General features: G+C 46.0%; 19 protein-coding genes and 3 pseudogenes. 10 read left to right on the top strand and 12 right to left on the bottom strand.

All coding sequences use genetic code 11. From position 1 onward, the window contains the following. Positions 1-210: 210 nt before the first annotated feature. Positions 211-864, top strand: a complete 654-nt coding sequence (locus CSUNSWCD_RS07595) for a thiol:disulfide interchange protein DsbA/DsbL (protein WP_009495418.1) — start codon at positions 211-213, stop codon at positions 862-864. After that, positions 864-1385 carry a disulfide oxidoreductase gene (locus tag CSUNSWCD_RS07590; protein WP_009495416.1) on the top strand — a complete coding sequence of 174 codons (522 nt, stop codon included), beginning with the start codon at positions 864-866 and terminating at the stop codon, positions 1383-1385. Before CSUNSWCD_RS07595 ends, CSUNSWCD_RS07590 begins: the two co-directional genes overlap by 1 nt. 379 nt (positions 1386-1764) lie before the next feature. On the opposite strand, the gene CSUNSWCD_RS07585 is transcribed toward CSUNSWCD_RS07590, so the two are convergent. Genes CSUNSWCD_RS07585 through CSUNSWCD_RS07570 form a run of 4 tightly spaced genes read right to left on the bottom strand, consistent with a single transcriptional unit; the run spans position 1765 to position 5356 of the window. Beyond that, positions 1765-2376 (bottom strand): response regulator transcription factor, encoded by a 612-nt coding sequence (locus tag CSUNSWCD_RS07585; RefSeq protein WP_009495412.1) that lies wholly within the window; start codon positions 2374-2376, stop codon positions 1765-1767. 1 nt (position 2377) lies between these two features. Further along, positions 2378-4027: a sensor histidine kinase gene (locus CSUNSWCD_RS07580; RefSeq protein ID WP_009495410.1), complete on the bottom strand. Its 1650-nt coding sequence runs from the start codon at positions 4025-4027 to the stop codon at positions 2378-2380. Between the two features lie 39 nt (positions 4028-4066). Continuing rightward, complete coding sequence (gene dsbI / locus CSUNSWCD_RS07575) at positions 4067-4690, bottom strand: protein-disulfide oxidoreductase DsbI (RefSeq protein WP_009495408.1); 624 nt, start codon at positions 4688-4690, stop codon at positions 4067-4069. A gap of 9 nt (positions 4691-4699) precedes the next feature. Next, positions 4700-5356: a thiol:disulfide interchange protein DsbA/DsbL gene (locus CSUNSWCD_RS07570; RefSeq protein ID WP_009495405.1), complete on the bottom strand. Its 657-nt coding sequence runs from the start codon at positions 5354-5356 to the stop codon at positions 4700-4702. 241 nt (positions 5357-5597) lie between these two features. Here CSUNSWCD_RS07570 and CSUNSWCD_RS07565 point away from each other — a divergent pair, with 241 nt between their 5' ends. The 8 genes from CSUNSWCD_RS07565 (at position 5598) to CSUNSWCD_RS07525 (ending at position 14320) form a co-directional block, all read left to right on the top strand. Further along, positions 5598-7445, top strand: a complete 1848-nt coding sequence (locus tag CSUNSWCD_RS07565) for an aryl-sulfate sulfotransferase (RefSeq protein ID WP_009495403.1) — start codon at positions 5598-5600, stop codon at positions 7443-7445. Positions 7446-7854: 409 nt separating this feature from the next. Beyond that, positions 7855-8694 (top strand): DUF3737 family protein, encoded by an 840-nt coding sequence (locus tag CSUNSWCD_RS07560; RefSeq protein WP_009495400.1) that lies wholly within the window; start codon positions 7855-7857, stop codon positions 8692-8694. A 302-nt stretch (positions 8695-8996) separates the two neighbouring features. Then, on the top strand, positions 8997-9836 hold the full coding sequence (locus CSUNSWCD_RS07555) for a hypothetical protein (protein ID WP_009495397.1): 840 nt from the start codon (positions 8997-8999) through the stop codon (positions 9834-9836). Positions 9837-9952: 116 nt separating this feature from the next. After that, entirely contained in the window at positions 9953-10867 is a 915-nt protein-coding gene (locus tag CSUNSWCD_RS07550; RefSeq protein WP_009495396.1) for a branched-chain amino acid transaminase, read from the top strand. An 8-nt stretch (positions 10868-10875) separates the two neighbouring features. Further along, complete coding sequence (locus CSUNSWCD_RS07545; RefSeq protein WP_009495395.1) at positions 10876-11979, top strand: SPFH domain-containing protein; 1104 nt, start codon at positions 10876-10878, stop codon at positions 11977-11979. Positions 11980-12301: 322 nt separating this feature from the next. Continuing rightward, the gene (hisIE, locus tag CSUNSWCD_RS07535) at positions 12302-13180 is read left to right on the top strand and encodes a bifunctional phosphoribosyl-AMP cyclohydrolase/phosphoribosyl-ATP diphosphatase HisIE (RefSeq protein WP_009495393.1); all 879 of its coding nucleotides are present in this window, start codon (positions 12302-12304) and stop codon (positions 13178-13180) included. A gap of 79 nt (positions 13181-13259) precedes the next feature. After that, a complete protein-coding gene (locus CSUNSWCD_RS07530) occupies positions 13260-13787 on the top strand; it encodes a DUF2393 family protein (RefSeq protein ID WP_009495392.1) in 528 nt (175 codons plus the stop codon). Then, positions 13787-14320: a DUF2393 family protein gene (locus CSUNSWCD_RS07525; RefSeq protein ID WP_009495391.1), complete on the top strand. Its 534-nt coding sequence runs from the start codon at positions 13787-13789 to the stop codon at positions 14318-14320. The genes CSUNSWCD_RS07530 and CSUNSWCD_RS07525 overlap by 1 nt, the downstream gene beginning before the upstream one ends. 762 nt (positions 14321-15082) lie before the next feature. Here CSUNSWCD_RS07525 and aqpZ read toward each other — a convergent pair. The 8 genes and pseudogenes from aqpZ to CSUNSWCD_RS11560 form a co-directional block, all read right to left on the bottom strand. Further along, positions 15083-15793: an aquaporin Z gene (gene aqpZ / locus CSUNSWCD_RS07520; protein ID WP_009495389.1), complete on the bottom strand. Its 711-nt coding sequence runs from the start codon at positions 15791-15793 to the stop codon at positions 15083-15085. Positions 15794-16571: 778 nt separating this feature from the next. Continuing rightward, positions 16572-16688: pseudogene (locus CSUNSWCD_RS12025) on the bottom strand (hypothetical protein); the annotation flags it as partial. After that, on the bottom strand, positions 16672-16941 hold the full coding sequence (locus CSUNSWCD_RS07515; protein ID WP_009495387.1) for a 5'-nucleotidase: 270 nt from the start codon (positions 16939-16941) through the stop codon (positions 16672-16674). The pseudogene CSUNSWCD_RS12025 and the gene CSUNSWCD_RS07515, both read right to left, overlap by 17 nt. A 402-nt stretch (positions 16942-17343) precedes the next feature. Further along, positions 17344-17730 carry an SEL1-like repeat protein gene (locus CSUNSWCD_RS07510; protein WP_009495385.1) on the bottom strand — a complete coding sequence of 129 codons (387 nt, stop codon included), beginning with the start codon at positions 17728-17730 and terminating at the stop codon, positions 17344-17346. Between the two features lie 78 nt (positions 17731-17808). Then, positions 17809-17865: pseudogene (locus CSUNSWCD_RS12020) on the bottom strand (hypothetical protein); the annotation flags it as partial. Between the two features lie 77 nt (positions 17866-17942). Beyond that, positions 17943-18329 (bottom strand): hypothetical protein, encoded by a 387-nt coding sequence (locus CSUNSWCD_RS07505; protein WP_034964630.1) that lies wholly within the window; start codon positions 18327-18329, stop codon positions 17943-17945. A 325-nt stretch (positions 18330-18654) separates the two neighbouring features. Next, positions 18655-20387, bottom strand: a pseudogene (locus tag CSUNSWCD_RS11565) (TonB-dependent receptor). A 31-nt stretch (positions 20388-20418) separates the two neighbouring features. Beyond that, positions 20419-20670, bottom strand: coding sequence for a hypothetical protein (locus tag CSUNSWCD_RS11560; protein ID WP_009495381.1), 252 nt, complete (start codon positions 20668-20670; stop codon positions 20419-20421). Between the last annotated feature and the right edge of the window lie 209 nt (positions 20671-20879).

Here is a 20879-nt window from a genome sequence, read left to right as displayed (position 1 = left end):
TTTAACCTTTCTGGTTTAGTTTTTCTAGCCGCCGTCAAAACTAGGCGCGCGGCTGGATTCGGTAATTGTGCGGCGAGTTAAATTTGAAATGAAATTTGACTCGCCGCTTTGTTTAAATTTAGCTCGTTAAATTTACCGAGTTTAGCTCGCTTAATCTCAAATTTACCCTTTCTTTTATACAATCTTTAAAATTTACCGCAAAGGAATTTGATGAAAAGGGTTTCCAAATTTATACGAATTTTGGTTGCCGTTTGTCTGCTCGGCATCGGCGCAAACGCGCTAGAGGAGGGCACGGACTACCAAGTGCTAGAAAAGCCTCTAAACGTACCCAAAGATAGCGTCGTAAAGGTTTTTAGCTACGAGTGTCCGCACTGCTATAAATTCGATAAAACCGTCACGCCCAAACTCTTTAGCGAGCTAGACGGAGTCAAATTTATCCCGTATCACTTAAAAACCAAAGGCAAGCTGGGCGAAACGGCGAGCAAAATTTTTGCCGCAATGATCGTTTTAGACGAGGTTAGCGACGTTAGTTTGCTAAGCGACAAGTCTAAATTTAAAAAAGCCAAATTTGCGATCTACAAGGCTACTCACGACAAGAACGACGATTTTAACGACGGCAAGGACAAGGCGAGATTTATCCAGACGGCTCTTAGCGCAGCAGGCGTGAGCGACGCAGACTACGACAAGGCTCTAGCTAGCGAGCGCGCTCAAGAAATTTTAAAAGCGTGGAACAATAGCTACGACGTGGCGAAGATCCAGGGCGTGCCTGCGTACGTGGTCGGTGGCAAGTATCTCATAAACGTGAAGGCGATCGGCTCGGTAGACGCGATGGCGGCGGCAGTCAAGGAGCTGCTGGCAAAATAATGGACTACAATATCGAAAACAAGGGCTTTGTCTGCTTTGTGTATAACTTGCAGCGAAGGCGGGCGTTTTGGGCGGCGTTGCTCGCAGTTTTAGCGGTTAAATTTATCTTGTGCGAGCTGTTTTTGGGTGGTGCGGTTGCGGACGCACTTGTGGTGAAGCTGCGTTTTGCAACGCTGTTTGCGGCGTTTGGCGTGTGCGTGGCGATGTGTGCACCTAAGGTATTTGGCGTCAAGCTAGTGGGATTTTTCCTGATTTTTTTGGGCGTGATATTTGGGCTTGATTACTCCACTAGCGATTTTAGTGGCGTTAGCGAGATTAGCTTTCCTTTTGCGCTACCGCTAAATGAAATTTACCCGAGCCTGTTTGCGCCTGATTTTAGTGCGGCGAACGAGGCTGGATTTATCAAAATTTACTCGTGGGCGAATTTTGCGTTTTTTGCGGTGTTTGGGGCGTTTTGTCTGGTGATGATTTTGAGCTGGTTTGTGTATAATGCGCGCAGTAGCGAAATCAATCGAATTTAAATCTAAGATTCCCCAGCTCGGCTGGATTTTAAAAGTAGTTTTCGGCTAGGATACTCGGGTCACGGACGACCAGTCCGCTCCCGTCGTATCCGCCAAAAACTATTCAAACTACACATAATCCGTCTTGAATATTTATCTCATAGCTTACTAAATTTACAAATTTAAAAACTCAAATTTGGCATTTTCGATGGGCGGGTCTCGGCGACTCAAAATGACAAATTTAACTTCAAATTCGAACGTAAAACGTCAAGGCGAAGTATCGCGAGATGATTTTTAATGTTGTTGCAGTTTTTGCGACAAAGGCTAACCAAATAGGTTGCCGCAGGAGCAAAAACAAAACTCATTAAAAAGCGCTCGCGAGCCAAGCCGCAAATCAAATTTATTCGCCGCTTAGCAGGATATACCCACTCTTGCTTGTTTGCTCGCCTTCGTAGACGAACTCCTCGATCATCTCGTAGCTCACGAGCTTGTTTAGATTATACGCAAAGAGCCAAAAGAGCTTGTTTTGCAAAAACGAGAGATAAATTTCCTCGCCGTTTTTGTAGATCTTTTCTTTGGTGAGATTTATGCTAGTTTGCGGGCTTAAGCGCACGAGCTTTTCGTCCTTTTCGTAGGTTAGAGCCACGAGCAGGCGGCACAGAGCGGCGATATCGACCGGCTTTTTTAGAAACGACGCCGCGCCGTGCTCGATGCTTTTGATGAGGTTGTCGTCGGTGTCGTAGGAGGTAAAGACGATAAATTTTTGCGCGGGCTTTATGCGCATCATCTCCTTCATCATCTCAAAGCCGTTCATCGCGGGCATGTGGATGTCGGTGATGACGACGGCGGGAGCTAGCTTTTTAAAGCGCTCCAGTCCCTCTAGCCCGTCACCCGCGCCCCAGACGCTTAGGCAGTAGGGCTTTAGCCCGCCTATTAGCAGCTCCCTTGCGATCTCGTCGTCCTCGACGATGAGGACGGTTAGGTCTTTAAGCAGCTTTAAATGCTCTTGCATCTTATTCCTTTAAATTTATCTCAAAGCTCAGCTCAAACGTCGTCGGATCGCCCGCGCTTAGTAGCTTGACATCGCCTGCGAGCTTTTCGTTTGCTAGCTTTTTGCCAAAATACAGCCCGATGCCGCTTCCTTGCTTTTTAGTGGTTTTGGGTTGGGTTAAAATTTTATCCCGAAGCTCCTTGCTCACGCCGCTGCCGTAGTCCGTGACGGATATCTTGCACGTGCCGTTTTCAAATTTGACATCCAAAAAAACTTGCCGTTTGGCGATCTCGTCTTTGTATCTCTCCACGACCGCGTCTTTGGCGTTGTGAATGAGGATGAGTAAAATTTGCTGCACGATGCCCATCCGCTGCGTGGCCTCTTTGTCTTGAAACTCGCGCAGGCTTACCGTGACGTTTGCTTTGCTAAGCTCGGTGTGCATGAGCTTTAGTAGGTCTTTGATACAGCGTTGCACGCTAAATTTTTGCGGACTGTCGCTGCTTTTATAAAAATTTCTAAAAATCTCGATCGTGTCGCTTAAAAGCACGGTCGCAGCCTGCCCTTTTTGCAGCATACTCTCTAGCGTCGCGGCATCTAGCTTGCCGTCTTTTTGCAGCATGAGCAGGCTTGAGATCATTAAATTTAGCGAATTAACCGGCTGGATAAACTGATGATTTATGCCGCTGATTAGCTCGCCCGCCTCACTCATACGGGCTTTGTGCTTGAGCAGAGCTTCGTAGTCGTCTTGCAAGTTTTTGATTTTCGAATACATAAAGTTGTGGAGGAAATTTGCCACCAGCGCTAGCGCCGCGAACGCAAAAAGCAGGATGAGGGCGTTTTTTAGCGCGGAGTTAAGCAGTGCGGCGAGCTCCTTTTCGTTATCGGTGCCGGCTCCTATGAACCAGTTTAGTGTGGGGATCTCGGCGACGGAGATGAAATTTGAGCCGATATTTAGGCTCGTGATGTCCTCATCGCGCAAAAAAAGCTCTTTAAATTTATCCTCGATCTGCTTTTTTAGCGCCGCGTCCTTCATCGGCGTTAAAATTTCGCCGCCGTGCGTAACGATAAAGGCGTAGGAGTCGGGCGCGAGCTTAAATTTTTCCATATTTTTTAGTATGTTTTGCAGTTTCACCACGCCGCAAAACACCCCCGCAAACGAGCCGCCGTCCAGCACGGGCACGCATAAATTTAGCGTCGGTTCGCCTAAAATTTTATGGCGCTGCATAAAATTTACCGTGGGTGCGAGCGTGCTTTTGGTCTCTTCAAACCATACAAGCCCCGCGCGAAGGCTCTTTGGCATCGCTTCATCGTCACCTAGCTCCTTGCCGTCCACGAAAATTTCTCCGTCTTCGCGCAAAAACTGCAAGGCGTCAAATTCTGCGGAGTTTTCTTTGAAAAGTCGTATGAAGTCGCCCAGCTTTTCGCTATCTTGCGAGACGCCCGCGTTTTCTATAAATTTAGCTGCGCGCACCAGCGAGTGCAGCCGCTCGTCCAGCCAAAGTGAGAAATTCCCTACCATATTTTCGCTCGCGGCGATCTTGTTTTTATCTGCGAGCGCCGTGATCTGCGCCTTGGCGTCCTCGTAGTTTTTCATGCCCAAAAGCACCACGAAAAGGCTTGCGAAAATGATGATGAAGTAAATTTTAAAATTATGCTCGCGTAAGGCTCTCATGCGGCGAGTATAGCAAAATCGGTCTAAATTTAGACCGATTTAAGCTTTTTTTAGAGTTAAAATTTTGCAAATAAACATCGCGGCGAGCACGACGAAGCAGACTCCAAAGCCGATCAGCGTGCAGTCGGCCATCGACATAAATTTGCTTGAGGGGATCAGATACCAGCCGTCCTCGTAAAGATCGACGAGATACTTCTGAAAGCCGTCTAGCGTGACGCCGTCTGGAACCATCGGGTTATCGTAGCCGCAGTCGCCCGTAGGCAAGAACCAATCAGGCGCCCATCGCTCAAGCGGCAAGCCAAACGGATAGTGCGGCTCAGTCGAGCAGCCCTGCACGCCGAACGGATCGTCTCCGTGGACGGCGTCGTGGATTTTGATTAGTTTGGCGCTATACATTATGCCCTGGATCGCGCCCCAAAACGCTAGCAGGTAGCCTGCGAGCGCGAGGAGTAAATTTTTAGTATTTATGATCGCGACCAGGCCTCCTAGCGCCATGCACAAAAAGGCAAAGCGGATATAAACGCACTGCTCGCAAGGCGGCATATAGACGTAGTTTTGAAACAGCGAGTGCGCGAGGATAACAAGCCCCGCGCTCACCGCTATGAGGATCGCCCACGGCAGGCGGCTATCGCCAAATTTCGCTAACTTTTGCGCAAATTTCATGCTCGCGCCCTATTTTTTGAGCAGCTCTTCGATTAGCTGCGCCATGCCGTCTAGGGAGGTGATGGACTTCGTCATGATGAGGTATTTGCCGTTTACGACGAACGCCGGCACGCCTTGGATCTTGGCTACGTCGTAGCTCTCGTCCCATTTTTTAAGCAGTTCGGCGACTTTTGGATCCTCTAGCTTTTTTTGATAGTCCGCTTCGCTGACGCCGGCCGCATCAAGCCCAGTCTTTAAAAACGCAGCCTCGTCCTTGCCGTCGCTCCAGCGTTGCTTTTGATCGTGATAGGCCTTGTAGTAGGCAAATTTTGCTTTTTTAAACAGCGAGTTTTCATCTAGCAGACTCACGCCTTTTTCCTCGTCCATCACGGCTAAAACGGCTAGAATTTTACTTCCGAGCTCGCCGTATTCGCCCTTGGTTTTTAGATGAAACGGCACGTATTTTAGCCCCGCGACCTTTTCTACGACCTTTGGTGTGACGGTTTTGTCGTATTTGTAGCAAAACGGGCATGCGTAGCTAAATATCTTAACTAGCGTGTTTTGCTCCACTGATAGCGGTTTTTCTAGCTTGACGTAGTCCTCGCCCTCGGTAAACGCGGCAGCGCTAAGAGCGCCAAACATCGCAACGGCTAGAAAGCCTTTGCTAAATTTAGAAAGTAGGTTCATGGAGTGCTCCTTAAAATGATTTTGTCTGAGTTAATTTTATATCCTCTCGCCGCCGCAAAACTCACGCTAAGATAAATTTTAGATTAAATTCGTAAAATTTGGGCTAAATTTTAGTGGAAAATATAAAAATTTGAATTATTTTCTAGATTTAAGCTATTTATAATAATAGCGTGATTTTCACGTTAGAAAGATTCACTAAAATTACGGCAATGAAACAATTTATCATTATAAAGGAGAAAAGATGAAAAGAACTCTATCGTCAGTCGCCCTAGCTGTGGCGTTACTCGGCGGTCTAAGCACGGCAGCACTTGCTATCGGCGGACCTAGCGGCGCGCACATCGACTACGCCGTCCCTGGCAAGATCGGCGAAGTGGTCGTAAATCCGTACGACATCGCGCCTCTAACGGCGGTCATCAAAAACGGCGGCTACACGCTAGCAAACGCGAAAGTCACCATCGTGCCAAAGCCGGGCGGTCAAGTTATCAGCTATAAAGTCGCCGACAAACATCTGCGCACGCACGGCGGAATTCCCGTTTTTGGACTTTACCCTGACTATCAAAACACCGTCGAGGTCGAGTACGATAAAATTTACAAGGGACAAACCGAGCGTATAAAAGAAACCTATAAAATTTACGCTCCTGCGATTTATTTGGAGAGCTCCGGTATGCCGTCTCAAAAGGGCGCGCTGTTTGATAAAATCGAAGTCGTGAAGGCTCCGAGCGCGAAATTTGCAAACCGCCTCTACTACGTAAATAACTTCGTAAATAAAACAGGCAAAGGCACCAAGGTCGTGTGGAACAACCCTGCAGGCGGCGCGATCGAGTGGAACTACAGCCCAAATAACTTCGTGCTAGACACCAAAGGCGAAGTGCGCTGGTATATGGAGCCGAGTAAAATTTACGACCTCAAACAGCCCTTTAGCGCTGGCGTCATGATGGGCTTTAAGCAAAACGACGATGGCGCGATGACGTGGGGATATGGCCAAAGATACGCCAAATACGACATAATGGGCCGCGAAATTTTTAACCGCGAACTGCCTGCGGGCTACAACGACTTCTCGCACTCCATGGACGTTGCGCAAAACGGACATTACTTCCTGCGCGCGGCAAATGCTAACTATAAACGCGCCGACGGTAAAAACGTCCGCACCGTGCGCGACGTCATCGTCGAGGTCGATCGCGACGGCAACGTCGTGGATGATTTTAGGCTATATGAAATTTTAGATCCGTATCGCGACATCGTGCTAAAAACGCTCGATCAGGGCGCGGTGTGCCTAAACATCGACGCTAGCAAAGCAGGCCACACCGCTAGCTCGGACGAGCTAGCCGCGATGGATTTGAGCGAAAAATGGGGCGACATCGTGGGCTCGGGGCCCGGACGCAACTGGGCGCACGTAAATAGCGTGGACTACGACCCGTCTGATGATAGTATCATCATCTCCAGCCGCCACCAAGACGCCGTCATCAAGATCGGCCGCGACAAAAAGATCAAGTGGATAATGGGCGCGCACAAAGGCTGGAAGGATCAGTTTAAGGGCTACTTGCTCCAGCCTGTAGATAAAGACGGCAAAAAGATCGTCTGCGAGGACGAATACTCAAAATGCCCAGGATATGAGAGCGAGAAGGGCGGATTTGACTGGCAGTGGACGCAGCACACGGCATTCCGCATCGATAGTAAGTCTAAAAAGGGCGTCGTCTATCTAACGGTCTTTGACAACGGCGACACCCGCGGCATGGAGCAGCCTGCGATGGCGGGTATGAAATACTCCCGCGCGGTCGTTTATAAAATCGACGAAAAAGCTAAAACCGTCGAGCAGGTCTGGGAATACGGCAAGCAGCGCGGCAGCGAGTGGTACAGCTCGGTCACATCGCTTGCGCAGTATCAAGACGACCTTGATAGCGTGATGGTTTACTCAGCGGTTGCTGGCATGCAGTTTGACATCGCCAAGGGCCGTCCGGTCGGCGTGCCTAGCCCTCACATCAACGAGTTTGAATGGGGTGCAAAAGAGCCGTCAATCGAGATCAAAATGACCAACGCGATGGGCTATCAGGCGTTTCCGTTTAGCCTAGAAAAGGCGTTTGAGAAGTAAAATTTAGCGGCTCCCGGCCGGTGCGCTTCGGGTCGCTTTTGGTAAATTTGGATTTTGCGCTTGCGGCCGGGTTAAATTTGCCCGCTCAAATTTGACTGGTCGCGAGCTTTAAATTTAGATCAAATTTGACGCTCGCTCGCACCGCGTGGATACGGCAAATTTGACCGCCAAAAAGGTAAAATTTAGGCTTGCGTTTCCATCCTTTGCGCTAGTCTAAATCTTACCTTTTCCTGCCAAGCGTTTGGGAAAATAGGACTCCTAAAGACAATAGCAATGCCCAAACGCTTTGATTTTCTCTGTTGCTTAAATTTACACGTTTGCTTCACAAATTTCGCTTTGAATTTTCAAATTTACACCCCTGTTGCCGTAAAACCGATATAATCTAAGTAAAAAACGGCGGAGGCGAAATATGCAAAAATTTGTCGAGCAAAAATTTATCGGCGAGCGCGCGATGTTTGGCGTAAAGGACGCGGAGTTTGAGCGGTGCGGGTTTGCAGCAGGCGAGTCGCCGCTAAAGCACGGGCAAAATTTGCGCCTGAAAAACTGCACTTTCGAGTGGAAATATCCGCTGTGGTACACCAAAAACGTCACCGTGGAGGACGGGTTTTTGATGCAGATGGCGCGCGCTGGCATCTGGTATGCGCGGGACGTTAGCTTTAAAGATACGCTAATCCAAGCGCCAAAATCCTTCCGCAGGTGCCAAAATTTGAGGCTGGAAAGCGTAAATTTGACCCAGGCCGAGGAGACGCTGTGGAGCTGTGAGGACGTGGAGATAAAAAACGTCTGCGCGCGCGGGGATTATTTTGCGATGAACTGCGAAAACCTGCGCGTTTACGGGCTAAATTTGGACGGGAACTACGGCTTTGACGGCTGTAAAAACCTGCTCGTCGAGGATAGCAAACTGCTTAGCAAAGACGCCTTTTGGAACTGCGAGAACGTGACCGTGCGAAATAGCTTTATAAGCGGCGAATACCTCGCGTGGAATAGCAAAAACGTGACCTTTGAAAACTGCGTGATAGAAAGCCTGCAAGGGCTTTGCTACGTGCAAAATCTCGTGCTGCGCGGCTGCCAAACGCTAGATACCACGCTAGCCTTTGAGTACTCAAGCGTGGACGCGGAAATTTTAGGCAGCATAGCTAGCGTGAAAAATCCGCTCTCGGGCGTGATAAGGGCAAGCGAGATAGGCGAAATTATAATGGACGAGGAGTGCGTGGATCCGGCTGCTACTAGGATAATTTTAGAAAAATAGCGGTTTTGCCGACTCGTATTTTACTTATACTTATGCTTGCGGTCGCAACTGCAAACGGAAGGAAATATCATCCAAACTTGGTTGCTACTATATGTATCCTGCCGGGCTAGTTTCCGCTTCGTATACTTGTTGCGAGCATAAGCGTAAAGTAAAAAGTAAAATGCTTCGCTATATTGTTTTTTATTTAAAATTTGAAGTCAAATTTGGATTAAAAGTCTGCGGTCAAATTTGAGATTTAAGCCGTTTTTGATTTAAATTGTCCCTTTAAACTAAATAATTAAATTATTTAAAAAGGAAAAAATATGTCGTTTTTTGAGAAATTAAAACTAGCTTTTTACACCGTTTGTCGTCCGGAAAAGCTTATTTCTTTTAGGTTTGCAAAGCCTGATCCGCGCTACACGAAAGAGGCGAATTTTACCCTAAAATACGGCGTCCTTAACGCTCATCAAAATATGAACGCCGTCACGATCGCATATAATCGCTTGTGCGAGCAGCATACGGGATTTAAGCCGCTTTTTATCATCGAAAACGCTCCGCAGTGCGAATACACGAATATGCACGCAAGCTCTAGTTTCGAGATGCTTGACGAGGAAGAGTATAGCGCGCAAAATCCGGACGCTCGAGACTTTCCGGCTGCGGAGTTTTGTTTGATGCTGGACATACTAAACGATCCCGAGTATAAGGCTGAAGTGAGCGAATTTTACGGTAAATTTAGCCTAAACTATCCCGATAAATTAAAGGCTTTAGAATGCCTAAATACCCGCGATTATAACGCTCTTGACGAGGATATCGACGTGTATCTGTGCCCTTGCGAGCGCAGTACGGACGCCTTTGCGCGGATGATACAGGGGTATTTTGCCGATGATTTTGAACCTGAGCAGACGTACGCGTTTATTTTGATGATGAACGAGCGATTTGGATTTGAGTTTATCGGTATCGGCGCGACGTTAATGCTATTTTATCGCCGTAAAAATTTAAGCGACGATAAGGCCGAGGAGCTACTGCAAGAGCTGGCTAAAATTTATGATACGCCTTACGAAGCGATCAAAAAAGCTCTGTGGCATAACGCGTTTGGCTCTCGTAAGACGCTCGTGCTACCGTTTGCCGAAAATATCGAAGACACCGTAGCCGATGAGCTCTAAAATCGGAGTAAATTTTACCTCGCAAGCTCAAAATTTTAGACCGAAATCTTAAACATTACAAAATTTTAAAGAAATTTTAGCTACACTCAGCAAATTTTATAAAAAAAGGATGTCAAATGAACCCTTCCGAATTTATCTGGATGGATGGAAAATTAGTCAAATGGGAGGACGCTAAAGTCCACGTTTTAACCCACTCGCTTCACTATGCAAACGCTGTATTTGAGGGCACTAGAGCCTATATGACGGATAAGGGCTTAGCGATATTTCGCCTAAGCGACCACACCGCGCGCCTGCTAAAATCAGCCAAAATGACGATCCTAAACGTCAAATACACGCAAAAAGAGCTCGAAGACGCACAGGTCGAGCTGCTTCGCGCAAATAAATTTAAATCAAACGTATATCTGCGCCCGATCGTTTATCTAGGCTACGGCATCATGGGTCTAGCCCACACAAAAGCTCCCGTAAATACAGCAATCGCGGCATGGGAGTGGGGTGCGTATCTAGGCGAGGAGGGGCTAAAAAAAGGCATCCGCGTGAAAATTTCCAGCTTTGCTAAACTAAACGTCGGCGGTCAAATGAGCCGCGCGAAATCAAGCTCGAACTACCTCTGCTCGCAAATGGCTAACTACGAAGCCAAAGATGCGGGCTACGACGAGGCGCTGCTGCTTGATAGCGAGGGCTACATATCCGAGGGACCGGGCGAGTGCTTTTTCATCGTGGAAGACGGCGCGCTCATCACTCCTCCAAACGATAGCAGCCTAGCTAGCATCACGCAAGACACCGTCATCAAAATCGCCCGCGATCTAGGTATCGAAGTGCGCAGAGAGCGCATCACCCGCGACCGCGCATACACTGCGGACGAGGCGTTTTTCACGGGTACGGCGGCTGAGGTCACTCCGATAAGCAACATCGACAACCGCGTTATCGGCACGGGCGAGCGCGGCGCGGTAACTAAACGCCTACAAGACGCGTATTTTGACGTAGTTTACGGACGCAATCCGAAATACGCTTCAATGCTAACTTACATTTAAGGAACGAAATGCCAGCAGATTTGAATGATTATTTTAATAAAAAACGCGGCTCTAGCGGCGGAGACGATAACGGCGGCGAGAGTAAAGGCCCAAAAGTAAATTTTAAAACGCCTGATTTTAAAGGATTTGGTAAAATTTCGGCCTTTGCCTACGTCATCATCGCGCTCGTGGCCGTGATCGCGCTCACGCAGCCTTTTGTCACGATAAACTCGGGCGAAGTGGGTATCAAGTCAAATTTGGGTAAATACGACCCGTCTCCGATGCAGCCGGGACTGCACTTCTTTATCCCGTTCTTACAAAAGGTCATCGTAGTCGATACGCGCGTGCGCCTCATCAACTACACATCGGGCGAAGATATGGGCGAGGCGGCGCAAAAGTACGGCGCACAGGCTCAAGCTGGCATCATCCGCAAAAACTCGATCTCCGTTTTGGACGCGAGAAACTTGCCTGTTAGCATCGACATAACCGTGCAGTACCGCCTAAATCCGGAAAACGCGCCTCAAACGATCGCGGCTTGGGGGCTTAGCTGGGAAAACAAGATCGTAGATCCCGTCGTACGCGACGTCGTGCGCAGTATCGCTGGTAAATACACCGCAGAGGAGCTTCCGACGAAGCGAAACGATCTAGCTACGGCTATCGACGAGGGCATCCGCAAGGACATCGACGCGCAGCCAAATAAACCCGTCGAACTGCTAACCGTGCAGCTTCGCGAGATCATCCTGCCTGAAAAAGTAAAAGAGCAGATCGAGCGCGTACAAATCGCTAAGCAAGAGGCCGAGCGAACCAAGTATGAAGTAGAGCGCGCAAATCAAGAGGCGCTCAAAAAAGCAGCCCTCGCAGAAGGTACGGCAAAAGCCGCTATCATCGAGGCTCAGGGTCGTGCGGATGCGGCTAAAATCGAAGCCGACGCACAGGCATACGCAAACAAAGAGGTCGCAAAAAGCCTAGATCAAAATTTGCTAAATTTAAAGCAGATCGAAACGCAGGCCAAATTTAACGAGGCGTTACGCGAAAATAAAGATGCGAAGATATTCTTAACGCCTGGCGGAGCGGTGCCGAATATCTGGGTGGACACGAAGGATAAAGAGAAGCAAAGCGCGATAACGCAATAATTTTTGTTTGGAGCGGCTCGCCTTTTTTGCGCTTTGCGGGCGAGCGCTTTTTGCGTGGTTTTTGTTTCACCTGTGGTTACAATCACAAGCAATAGCCATGTTTGCCGCTAAATTTGGCCAAGTAGCTCCAAAATCATCTCGAAATAGGTGTGGTTTTTGCGAAGCGAAATGTTTTTGCAAAAAACTTCGCCTTTTAAAGCTCAAATTTGAAGTCAAATTTGAGCTTTAAAATTTGCTAAATTTAAACGAGCGGCGATATTTTTTATGCAGCTCAAAATTACCCGCGCGCCGAGTTAAAACCGTAGCCGAAAGGAAATAAAAAATGGAAATAGACTGGGAAAAAGTGGGCGGCCTTTTGCCCGCCATCGTTCAAGAAAGCTCGAGCGGCGAGGTTTTGATGCTTGCTTATATGAACGAAGAAGCGTTAAATTTGAGCCTAAAAACGGGCTTTGCGCACTATTTCTCGCGCACGAAAAACCGCATCTGGAAAAAGGGCGAGGAGAGCGGAAATACGCAGGCGATAGATGAGATTTTCCTTGACTGCGACAACGACACGATCTTGCTCAAAGTCGTTCAAAACGGTGGCATAGCGTGCCATACCGGTGAAAAATCGTGCTTTTTTAGAAAGATTTCTGGAGACGGCGGCAAGTCAAATTTAACTAGCACCGACGGGCAAAATTTGACGCAAGAACAAAATCCAAACCAAGCCAAAAAGCCGATCTACGGCATAATCGACGAGGTTTATCACGCGATATTAGACCGCAAGCTAAACGCCGATCCGCAGACTTCATATGTCGCGAGTCTATTTAAAAAAGGCGAAAACGCAATCCTAAAAAAAGTCGGCGAGGAGGCCACGGAGCTCGTGATGGCGTGTAAGGACGCCTCGGCGCGCAAAAATGAAACTGCGCAGTTTAACTCTGCCGCGAGCGGCGGCCAAATTTCGTCAAATTTAACCCAAAACGAAAATTTTGCTAAAATTTCAAACGAAAACGCCGCAAACCAAAACAGCCAAACCGCGGCGCATCAAAGCCAAAAGCCAAAAACGCCGACCGAGGAGATCATCTACGAGGCGGCCGATCTATGCTTTCACTCACTCGTGGCACTAGCGCTACACGGAGTGCATCCTGACCGCGTCAAGGCCGAGCTTGCACGCCGTTTTGGACTAAGCGGCATAGAGGAAAAAAACTCGCGAAAAGGCTAGAGCGGTCAAATTTGGCACGCTTTGTGCAGGAGGATTTTAAATTTGGCTCGCCGCAAGGCAAACGAAGCAAAGAGGCAAGATGATAAACGAACTAAAACAAGGCTTAAATTTCTATCTGACGCACCTTGGCTGGGTGGATTTTGCCGCCTATATCTGGATGTTTTTGACCTTTTTAGCGCTCGTTTCGCTTTGTGTTTACGTCGCGTCAAAGTCCTTTTTCGCGGGCTTTGCGCTGATGATCGTTACTATCGCAGGGCTTGGGTGTGGGGCGTATTTTATGCCTAAGCTTTTAGATGAAAATTTGCGAACTCGCTCGCTCGAGCTAGTCTCAACTAAGCAGCTTGAGTACTCAAACACGTTGCTTGTGGATCTGCGCCTCACAAATCTCTCCAAAAAACCGTTTAACTACTGCGAAATCGGCCTTAGCTTTTACAAAAACTCGGGCAATACGCTGCGCCGATACGCAAACGAGCTAAAGCCGTTTTTGAGGGAAAATATTGTGCTAAAAGAGGCGCTGGACGTAAACGCGACTCGCGAGATCACGCACGCGGTAAATAACTTTCGCACGCAGGACTATAATATCACGACAAGTTCGGAGTGCTTTTGATGGAAGGGTATTTTAACGTATTTCACTTCATCGCGCTTGCGGTTTTGGCGCTACTATCGGTACTTTTCGCGCTGATCGCCCGCGGCGAAAAAAATACTAAATTTTTTAAAATTTACATCGCGATAAACGTAATAGCGACGCTAACGCTTGGATATTTTTTCATGATGATCGTGGATAAATACACCAAAAAGGCCGTGCTAACGGAGTTTTCCGGTCACCGCGTGCTAAGAAACGAAACCATCGTGTTTAAGGGCTCGGTGCGAAATACGGGCGCGTTTGGCATCGCAAACTGCGATCTGACCGTTAAGCTCATCAATAACCCCGTGAGCAAGGAGACGATCGCGGGCTCTATCTTTAAGCCTAGCGGATTATCGCTCTTTTCGCGCGGCGACGAGCGCTCAAACGTAGCTGAGATCACCGCTAGCGTCGCTAAAAATATCGCGCCTAAACAAATACGAAATTTTAGCCTCTCTATGCCCTATCCGTCGTACTTTGCTAATACGCAAACTATAACAAAGCTGGAGTGTAGGTAGGCGCGGGTAAATTTGCCCGAATGCGATATAAAAATCTCCAAAGGAGCTTTTCGTTGAAGGTAGGTATAAACACAAAAATCACGATCTTGTCGATGTTCTTAAAAATCACAAGCGTAGAGATAAAAAATAAACATATATAGTCCGTTTAAAAATTCCGAAAAAGAAATTTAGAGAAATTTTATAGTGTTTTTAGCTCGATATGGAAGTGGTAAAAATAGCGGAGTTTATTAAAATTTCATAAAAAAAATCGATAAAATAACCAAAAATATCAGAATTTTATGGCCGGCGTGCGTGATAAAATATTTAATTTTAGAATAGATTTCTGGCTCGTGTGCCTACTTGGTTAAAAACCTACTACTTTATAACATTTCTTGGCTTGCGGTTGCTAGTAAAACGGCATACTAAAGTGCGACGTTCAAGTTTGTTTATATAGCCTAAAACTATTTTGCAAATGAATTGATGCCGATGTCGCCTAGATGTAGCGACTTTAATGACCCGCTATCTATTATGATTACCGGAAGGCTTACGATGGTTTGTTGGATTGCGGAGACGAGGTTATAGTGACACAAAGAACTCAAAGAATAATTTAATTGCGATGCGCTTACTGTTTGTTAAGACGAAGCTAGAATGATAGCGAAGTAGAGGTTAGATGTAATAACGGTAATATGTTAAATAGATTATTATATTCGCTTAACTGATCTTAATTTTAAAAATTTTATGAAAATAGAAAGGGCGAAGACCGCCCTTGAAGTATAAATTTAATTATTTTGCGCTTTTGCAGCAGCCGCATGTGCAGCCCATAACTTTATAGATGATAGCTCCGATGATAGCTCCAACGATAGGTGCGACCCAGAAAAGCCAAAGCTGCTCTAACGCCCAACCGCCCTGAAATATCGCAACGCCAGTTGAACGAGCTGGGTTAACTGATGTGTTTGTGATAGGTATCGAGATAAGGTGGATAAGTGTCAAACCAAGGCCAATAGCGATCGGTGCAAAGCCTTTTGGTGCACGCTCATCAGTTGCACCTAAGATGATGATAAGGAAAAACGCAGTTAAAACTGCCTCAGCAACTAGCGCTGAAACTAGGCTGTAACCATTTGGTGAGTGCTCGCCGTATCCGTTGCTAGCAAAACCGCTCGCAGCAGCATCAAATCCAGCCTTGCCTGAAGCGATGAGATATAGCACAGCAGCAGCTGCGATCGCTCCGATAACTTGTGCGATGACGTAAGGCACGAAGTCTTTTTTGTCAAATCTTCCGCCAACTAGTAGGCCAACCGAAACAGCAGGATTGAAGTGACCGCCGCTGATGTGACCAACTGCATAAGCCATAGTAAGAACTGTAAGACCAAACGCAAACGCAACGCCTACAAAGCCAATACCAAGCTCCGGAAAAGCCGCAGCAAATATCGCACTGCCGCAACCTCCAAAAACCAACCAAAATGTGCCAAAAAACTCGGCTAAATATTTTTTCATCTCTTCCCTTTTAGGTAAATTTAAAAACGGGCGATTTTAGCATAAATTTGTAACTTTGCAAAATATTTTATAGTCTAAATCTATAACATAATGTCTCATGGGGCGTTTTAGTATTTGTTCCGGTTATTAAACTCGTGTCTCGGATTTGCTGAAAACTTAGCGGTACTGATATCAAGATTCTCCGAGCTTGGCGTGCGGCACCTAGCGTAAGCGTATATTTTTTACGTTTTTGTTGTTCTCTACGTACCGTTAAACCGATTATTTGCATATTTATTAGTTATCATCTAATTTGTTAAATTTTACTCATAGACCACGATCTGTATGCCGTCCGGAAAGAGCGTATTTACTAAAACCGTCGCTGTTTTTCTCATAATTCAAAGCAAAAAATATCCTTAAATATAAGCCTTTAAAATCAAAACAAAAACTAAAAACGCAAAGAACTATCTTGAACTAAATTGCGATAAGAGCCGGGTTGATCGTAAAAAGCTTCTAGACATTAAGTGTTGGGGCTTTATTTGCCACAATCAAGCCCGTAGTCATTTGACGGTTCTTTTACGCTTATCGCTGAATGCGGCGGAAATATAACCGCAGTTGTACGGTAAATATTAAAAAGTCGCATGGGCGACCAAAAATACTTTTAATCCAAAATTGTTAATCGCCCCTCTATGTCTTGCCGAATAGCTTTGTGCGTGCTTAAGTACTCTTCCAAAATATCTAAGCAAGAAGTAGCAATCATCTTGGGAGTACCGAAAGTTTTTACATATTCAAAGCTAACGCCAAATTCATCGCCGATACCGCAACCTAGCGCGGTTATCATATTTTTTATTTCGTCGGATTTTAAAATTTTATCTAAACGCGATTTTTCGACGTTTAAAATTTTACCTTTTAACGATATCGGGCGCTAAAGCATTCATGATCTCGATCGTAGAAACCCCTTTATACTCCGAATCGATAATCGAGCCTCGAAACATATCGCCTGCGATAGCGTAGATGACGTTTTTTTCTGTTTGACGGACTTGATTTATATAACCGGACAGCATAGAGACGCCGCCTACTAGCTTGTCGTCCACTTGCTCAGCCAAAAAGTCTCCGTGCAAATCATTGAAGTGAAGCAGGGTTAGTTTTTTTAAATTTGGCGTGGGATTCATATGATCACCTCCTTAGAGGAAAAAGCGGTAAAAACGAAAAGAATTTTAAGTGGTAAAATAAAATGTTCGCAAACCATAAAACACCCTCCTTCTTGAAATTTTATCGGTTTCTGACTTCTTTTTTATTAGATTGCTTTCTTTCATGCGTCTTGCTTAAACTAAAACCTTTTTTAGTAGAAAATTTAAAGTCGCATATTTAACTAAAAATTCCGCAATCTTTTAGTTTATTTGAGTCGAGCGCAAATTTAAACTCGGCTCAAATTTAAATTTATTTACGATTTTTTATTGTATCTAGCCACTTGCAACCGTCTTGATCGCCTTCATCGCAAGCGTTCTTGGCGATTTCCTTAATCTGTCGGCAAGTTGCGAGATCGTTTAGCTCGCATGCCTTGTACGCATATGTCATTGCTCTGTTGTTATCCTCTTGAACAAATTTGATAGCTTCGAGACATCCGTCGCTATATCCGTATTCGCAAGACTTGTCGTAAAAATACAGCATTTTTCCGGATCGTTTTGATAGGAGCCTGCTGCCTGAAAGCAATCATAACCGTTCTTTTTTTCTGTGCAAAAAAATTCTAGCCTCTTGTTCATGCCGCCTATCTTGTCGCACGCTGAGCCTTTTGGATTGTGTTTGCAAGCCATGGTATAAAGTTCCGTAGCTTTTTTATCGTCTTTCATGCCGTATTTATCGCTTTCATAGAGCGCGGCTAGATTGCCGCAGCCTTCCGGATATTCATCGTAGCAAAGTGCTTCTAAAATTTCCTTACCTTTTTTGATGTTTTGTTTCATGCCTACGCCGTCCGTATAGAAGTGGCTCAGGATAGCGCACATATCGTATATATCTCTATTACACAATCCTTCATATAGATTAAACGATTTTTTATAATCCTTCTCTACGCCCTGACCGTAATAATACATATAGGCAAGAAGTTTACAAGAAGTATCGTCTTTCCCAGCATCGCAGCCTTTTTTGCGTAATTAAACGACTTCTCATAGTTTTTTTATCTGTGTGCGATGGAGGCTAGCGTGCCACAACTTTTAGCGTCGTTTGATTTGCAAGCCGCATCGCGTTTTTCCTCAAGCTCTTTTGGATAGCCCTTATCGCAGCATAGCTGGACCTTATTTTTTGAATAGTCGCAACACTTTTTGTAGTACTCCTTGACCGTTTTCGAATCGCAAGGCATATCCGGTTTCGTAGTGTCGTAATGCTTCGCGAGTCGCTCACAAGATATCCAACTTTTCTCTTTCAGGCAACCCTCTTGATCGTAGGCGAGAGACTCTACGGTTTTGCCGGCTGATCTTAGTTGGCTTGCAATTTGTGTATTGCTTTCCGCATGAGTGGATATTGCAAGCAGTGCAACAAAAAAGATGAAAACTAGTTTCTTCATAGCTATCTCCTTGTATAAAATTTATTTATCTATTATTATACTGATCTTATTAACCCATTAAGTATTATTTTATATTTGGCATTCAAACCATATATCTAAAAATTTTGTTGAATTTTTATTATAAAATTGGTAGTGTTTTTATAATAAAAATAACCATGTCGTTTAATAGTATTTGTGCACGGGAGGCTAGGAGGTAAAATTTATTGTATTCGTCGGGCGTGATCCATAGTTTAGCACTAAGTTTTTAGCTTTTGGAGCGCGATGGATGAAGCGGTTTTATAACCGATAAAAAACGATAGGATAACCTATCGTTTTTACGGTTTAATTAAAAATTATAGTGGAAATTCACCATAAACGATCTCTCGTCGCCTAGCCTCGAGCTTGAACGCCAGTATTTTTTATCAAAGAGATTGTTTATCGCTAGCGTCATTTGCGCATGCTCGGTGAAGCTGTATCCCGCACTCACGTCCACTCTGGCAAAGCCTGGCAAGTGTTGTTCTTGGATTCTACCGCCGCTAGTAGAGTAGGAGTAGCGTTTGGAGTAGCCGGTAACGCCGCTTTCTACGTACCATTTGTCGGCGTTTACGTAGCGTAAAAAGACATTGCCTTGCCAGCGTGTGGTTTCATTTAGATTAAGTCCTTCGTTTAGCGAGTTTGAGTTGTCTTTAGTAACCTTAGCGTTCGTGTAGTCAAGCGAGCTGCACAGGTATAAATTCTCGTAAATTTGCCCTAGCACGTTTAGCTCGATACCGCGGCTACGCTCCTTGCCGCGAACCGCCCAAGTATATGGGTCGTTTGTAGGGTCTGGCTGATAGCGGATATTTTTATGTTCGATCTGAAACACCGCGATGTTTGAGCTAAATTTATTATCCGCCCAAGTGCTTTTTAGTCCGATTTCGTACTGGACGTTGTTTTGCGGTTTTAGATCAAGCTTTGACGTATCTTCGGTGCTGATGCCGATATTGCCTCTACCGCCGTAGGGCGCAAAGCTCTGCGAATACGAGACGTAAGCGGTGTGATCGGTCGCAAAGTCCCATAAAAGCCGACCCTTGGGCTAAACGAGTTGCCATTGTAGCTGTTTGTTTGGCCTTTTATATTTCTGGTTTTAAATTTATAAAAATCAAGCCTGCCGCCTAGCATCAACCTATACGTGTCGTCAAGGCTGATTAGATCCTCGAAAAACACGCCGTGATTGATCGCGCGGTGTTTGTTATCGGTCGTGAGCGGGATGTTTCTGTTTGACGTCCAGCTGCCCCTAGATGCGTATGGGTCGATATCTTGCATATGGGTTCTGCTATACCAGAGCCTTGGATGGCGAGTTTCGATGCTGTTGTCGTAGCCGACTGCGATATTGTGCTTAAATCTCTCGAAATTTATCTCCTTGGTGAGCGTAAAGGCGTTTGAGATAGTTTCGTTATCCGTCTCTTGCTTTGCGTAGTTTTGTCTTAGTCTGTTGCCGCTAACGATACTGCCCGCAAAAAAGTGATCGAAATTTTGGCTAGCCTTTCTGTATCCGAAAACCCATTTTAAATTTAGCTCTTTAGCTAGCTCGGCATTTAACTCCGTGCGGAAAAAGTCCAGTCTATCCTCCACGAAGTCGCCCTCGTGAGAAAAGCCCTTTTTGTAGTCGATACCTAGCTTATCGTAGACGGCTTTGGTCGGAGTTCTATCGGGTACTCGCCAGGCGTTGTCGTACGTATACTGCGCCTCAAAGCTTACGTCGCCGCCTTGGTTGGTTACGATGACGCTAGGGCTTATCATAAAATTTTTATATTTTATGCCTTCGCGCCACGATTTACCGCGCTCGCCGTCGGTAGTTAGGCGTACGGCCAGTTGATTATTTACTGCGTGGTTTACGTCTGCGCCAAGCCCCCATCTGCTCCAGCTGCCGTATCTGCCCGAGACCTTATAAACAGGGGTAAAATTTGCCTTTTTACTGACTAAATTTACGACCGCGCCGCCATCGCTCCTGCCGTATAGGATAGAAGCTGGTCCTTTTAAAATCTCGACGCGCTCGACGTTTGCCGTGCTACGCCTGATTTGGCCCGAGTCTCTCACGCCGTCTCTATATATGTCTCCGCCGTCTACGCTAAAGCCTCTTATTTGATACTCTCGCCGCGCATATCGTAGCCCGCGTCGATGCCGGCGTTTCCTTCGAGGATACTTGAAAGATCGTTCGTGCCGTAGTTACGATTTTTTTCTGGATATCGATAGTTTCGATGGTTTGAGGCGTTTGTTTGTTGCTAAGTCCGTTTCTGTTTACTTCTGCGCTATCGTAAGCTACGTAGCCCTTTAGGTTATCTTGCTCGGAAATGCCTTCGACTTCGACGCTTGGAAGCATCACTGAATAACCGTCCGTCTTTGTATCTGCAACGGCAAAAGTAGCTAAAACAGCGACTGAAGCAAAAATACTAAGTCTTATTATTCTCCCTTGATTTTAAAATAAAAACAAGAGTATATCAATAATGCTTAAATAAGTTGGCTCAAGATAAGTTAAGCGGATTCTCTCTTATCATCTTTAGTAAAATATGATAGAAGGTTTTTGTATCT

It is taken from the genome of Campylobacter showae CSUNSWCD, assembly GCF_000313615.1.
Taxonomy (GTDB): Bacteria; Campylobacterota; Campylobacteria; order Campylobacterales; family Campylobacteraceae; genus Campylobacter_A; species Campylobacter_A showae_A.
This window is presented reverse-complemented; position numbering and strand designations above follow the sequence as displayed.

What these genes read in the sequence shown, in the direction of transcription:
- CSUNSWCD_RS07525 (WP_009495391.1), top strand. Translation starts at nt 13,787, where the DNA reads ATGGAAGGGTATTTTAACGTATTTCACTTCATCGCGCTTGCGGTTTTG.
- CSUNSWCD_RS07505 (WP_034964630.1), bottom strand. Translation starts at nt 18,329, where the DNA reads ATGAAGAAACTAGTTTTCATCTTTTTTGTTGCACTGCTTGCAATATCC.
- CSUNSWCD_RS07510 (WP_009495385.1), bottom strand. Translation starts at nt 17,730, where the DNA reads ATGAAACAAAACATCAAAAAAGGTAAGGAAATTTTAGAAGCACTTTGC.
- CSUNSWCD_RS07555 (WP_009495397.1), top strand. Translation starts at nt 8,997, where the DNA reads ATGTCGTTTTTTGAGAAATTAAAACTAGCTTTTTACACCGTTTGTCGT.
- CSUNSWCD_RS07560 (WP_009495400.1), top strand. Translation starts at nt 7,855, where the DNA reads ATGCAAAAATTTGTCGAGCAAAAATTTATCGGCGAGCGCGCGATGTTT.
- CSUNSWCD_RS07565 (WP_009495403.1), top strand. Translation starts at nt 5,598, where the DNA reads ATGAAAAGAACTCTATCGTCAGTCGCCCTAGCTGTGGCGTTACTCGGC.
- CSUNSWCD_RS07550 (WP_009495396.1), top strand. Translation starts at nt 9,953, where the DNA reads ATGAACCCTTCCGAATTTATCTGGATGGATGGAAAATTAGTCAAATGG.
- CSUNSWCD_RS07580 (WP_009495410.1), bottom strand. Translation starts at nt 4,027, where the DNA reads ATGAGAGCCTTACGCGAGCATAATTTTAAAATTTACTTCATCATCATT.
- CSUNSWCD_RS07595 (WP_009495418.1), top strand. Translation starts at nt 211, where the DNA reads ATGAAAAGGGTTTCCAAATTTATACGAATTTTGGTTGCCGTTTGTCTG.
- dsbI (WP_009495408.1), bottom strand. Translation starts at nt 4,690, where the DNA reads ATGAAATTTGCGCAAAAGTTAGCGAAATTTGGCGATAGCCGCCTGCCG.
- CSUNSWCD_RS07585 (WP_009495412.1), bottom strand. Translation starts at nt 2,376, where the DNA reads ATGCAAGAGCATTTAAAGCTGCTTAAAGACCTAACCGTCCTCATCGTC.
- CSUNSWCD_RS07590 (WP_009495416.1), top strand. Translation starts at nt 864, where the DNA reads ATGGACTACAATATCGAAAACAAGGGCTTTGTCTGCTTTGTGTATAAC.
- CSUNSWCD_RS07515 (WP_009495387.1), bottom strand. Translation starts at nt 16,941, where the DNA reads ATGAATCCCACGCCAAATTTAAAAAAACTAACCCTGCTTCACTTCAAT.
- CSUNSWCD_RS07545 (WP_009495395.1), top strand. Translation starts at nt 10,876, where the DNA reads ATGCCAGCAGATTTGAATGATTATTTTAATAAAAAACGCGGCTCTAGC.
- aqpZ (WP_009495389.1), bottom strand. Translation starts at nt 15,793, where the DNA reads ATGAAAAAATATTTAGCCGAGTTTTTTGGCACATTTTGGTTGGTTTTT.
- CSUNSWCD_RS07530 (WP_009495392.1), top strand. Translation starts at nt 13,260, where the DNA reads ATGATAAACGAACTAAAACAAGGCTTAAATTTCTATCTGACGCACCTT.
- CSUNSWCD_RS11560 (WP_009495381.1), bottom strand. Translation starts at nt 20,670, where the DNA reads ATGCTTCCAAGCGTCGAAGTCGAAGGCATTTCCGAGCAAGATAACCTA.
- hisIE (WP_009495393.1), top strand. Translation starts at nt 12,302, where the DNA reads ATGGAAATAGACTGGGAAAAAGTGGGCGGCCTTTTGCCCGCCATCGTT.
- CSUNSWCD_RS07570 (WP_009495405.1), bottom strand. Translation starts at nt 5,356, where the DNA reads ATGAACCTACTTTCTAAATTTAGCAAAGGCTTTCTAGCCGTTGCGATG.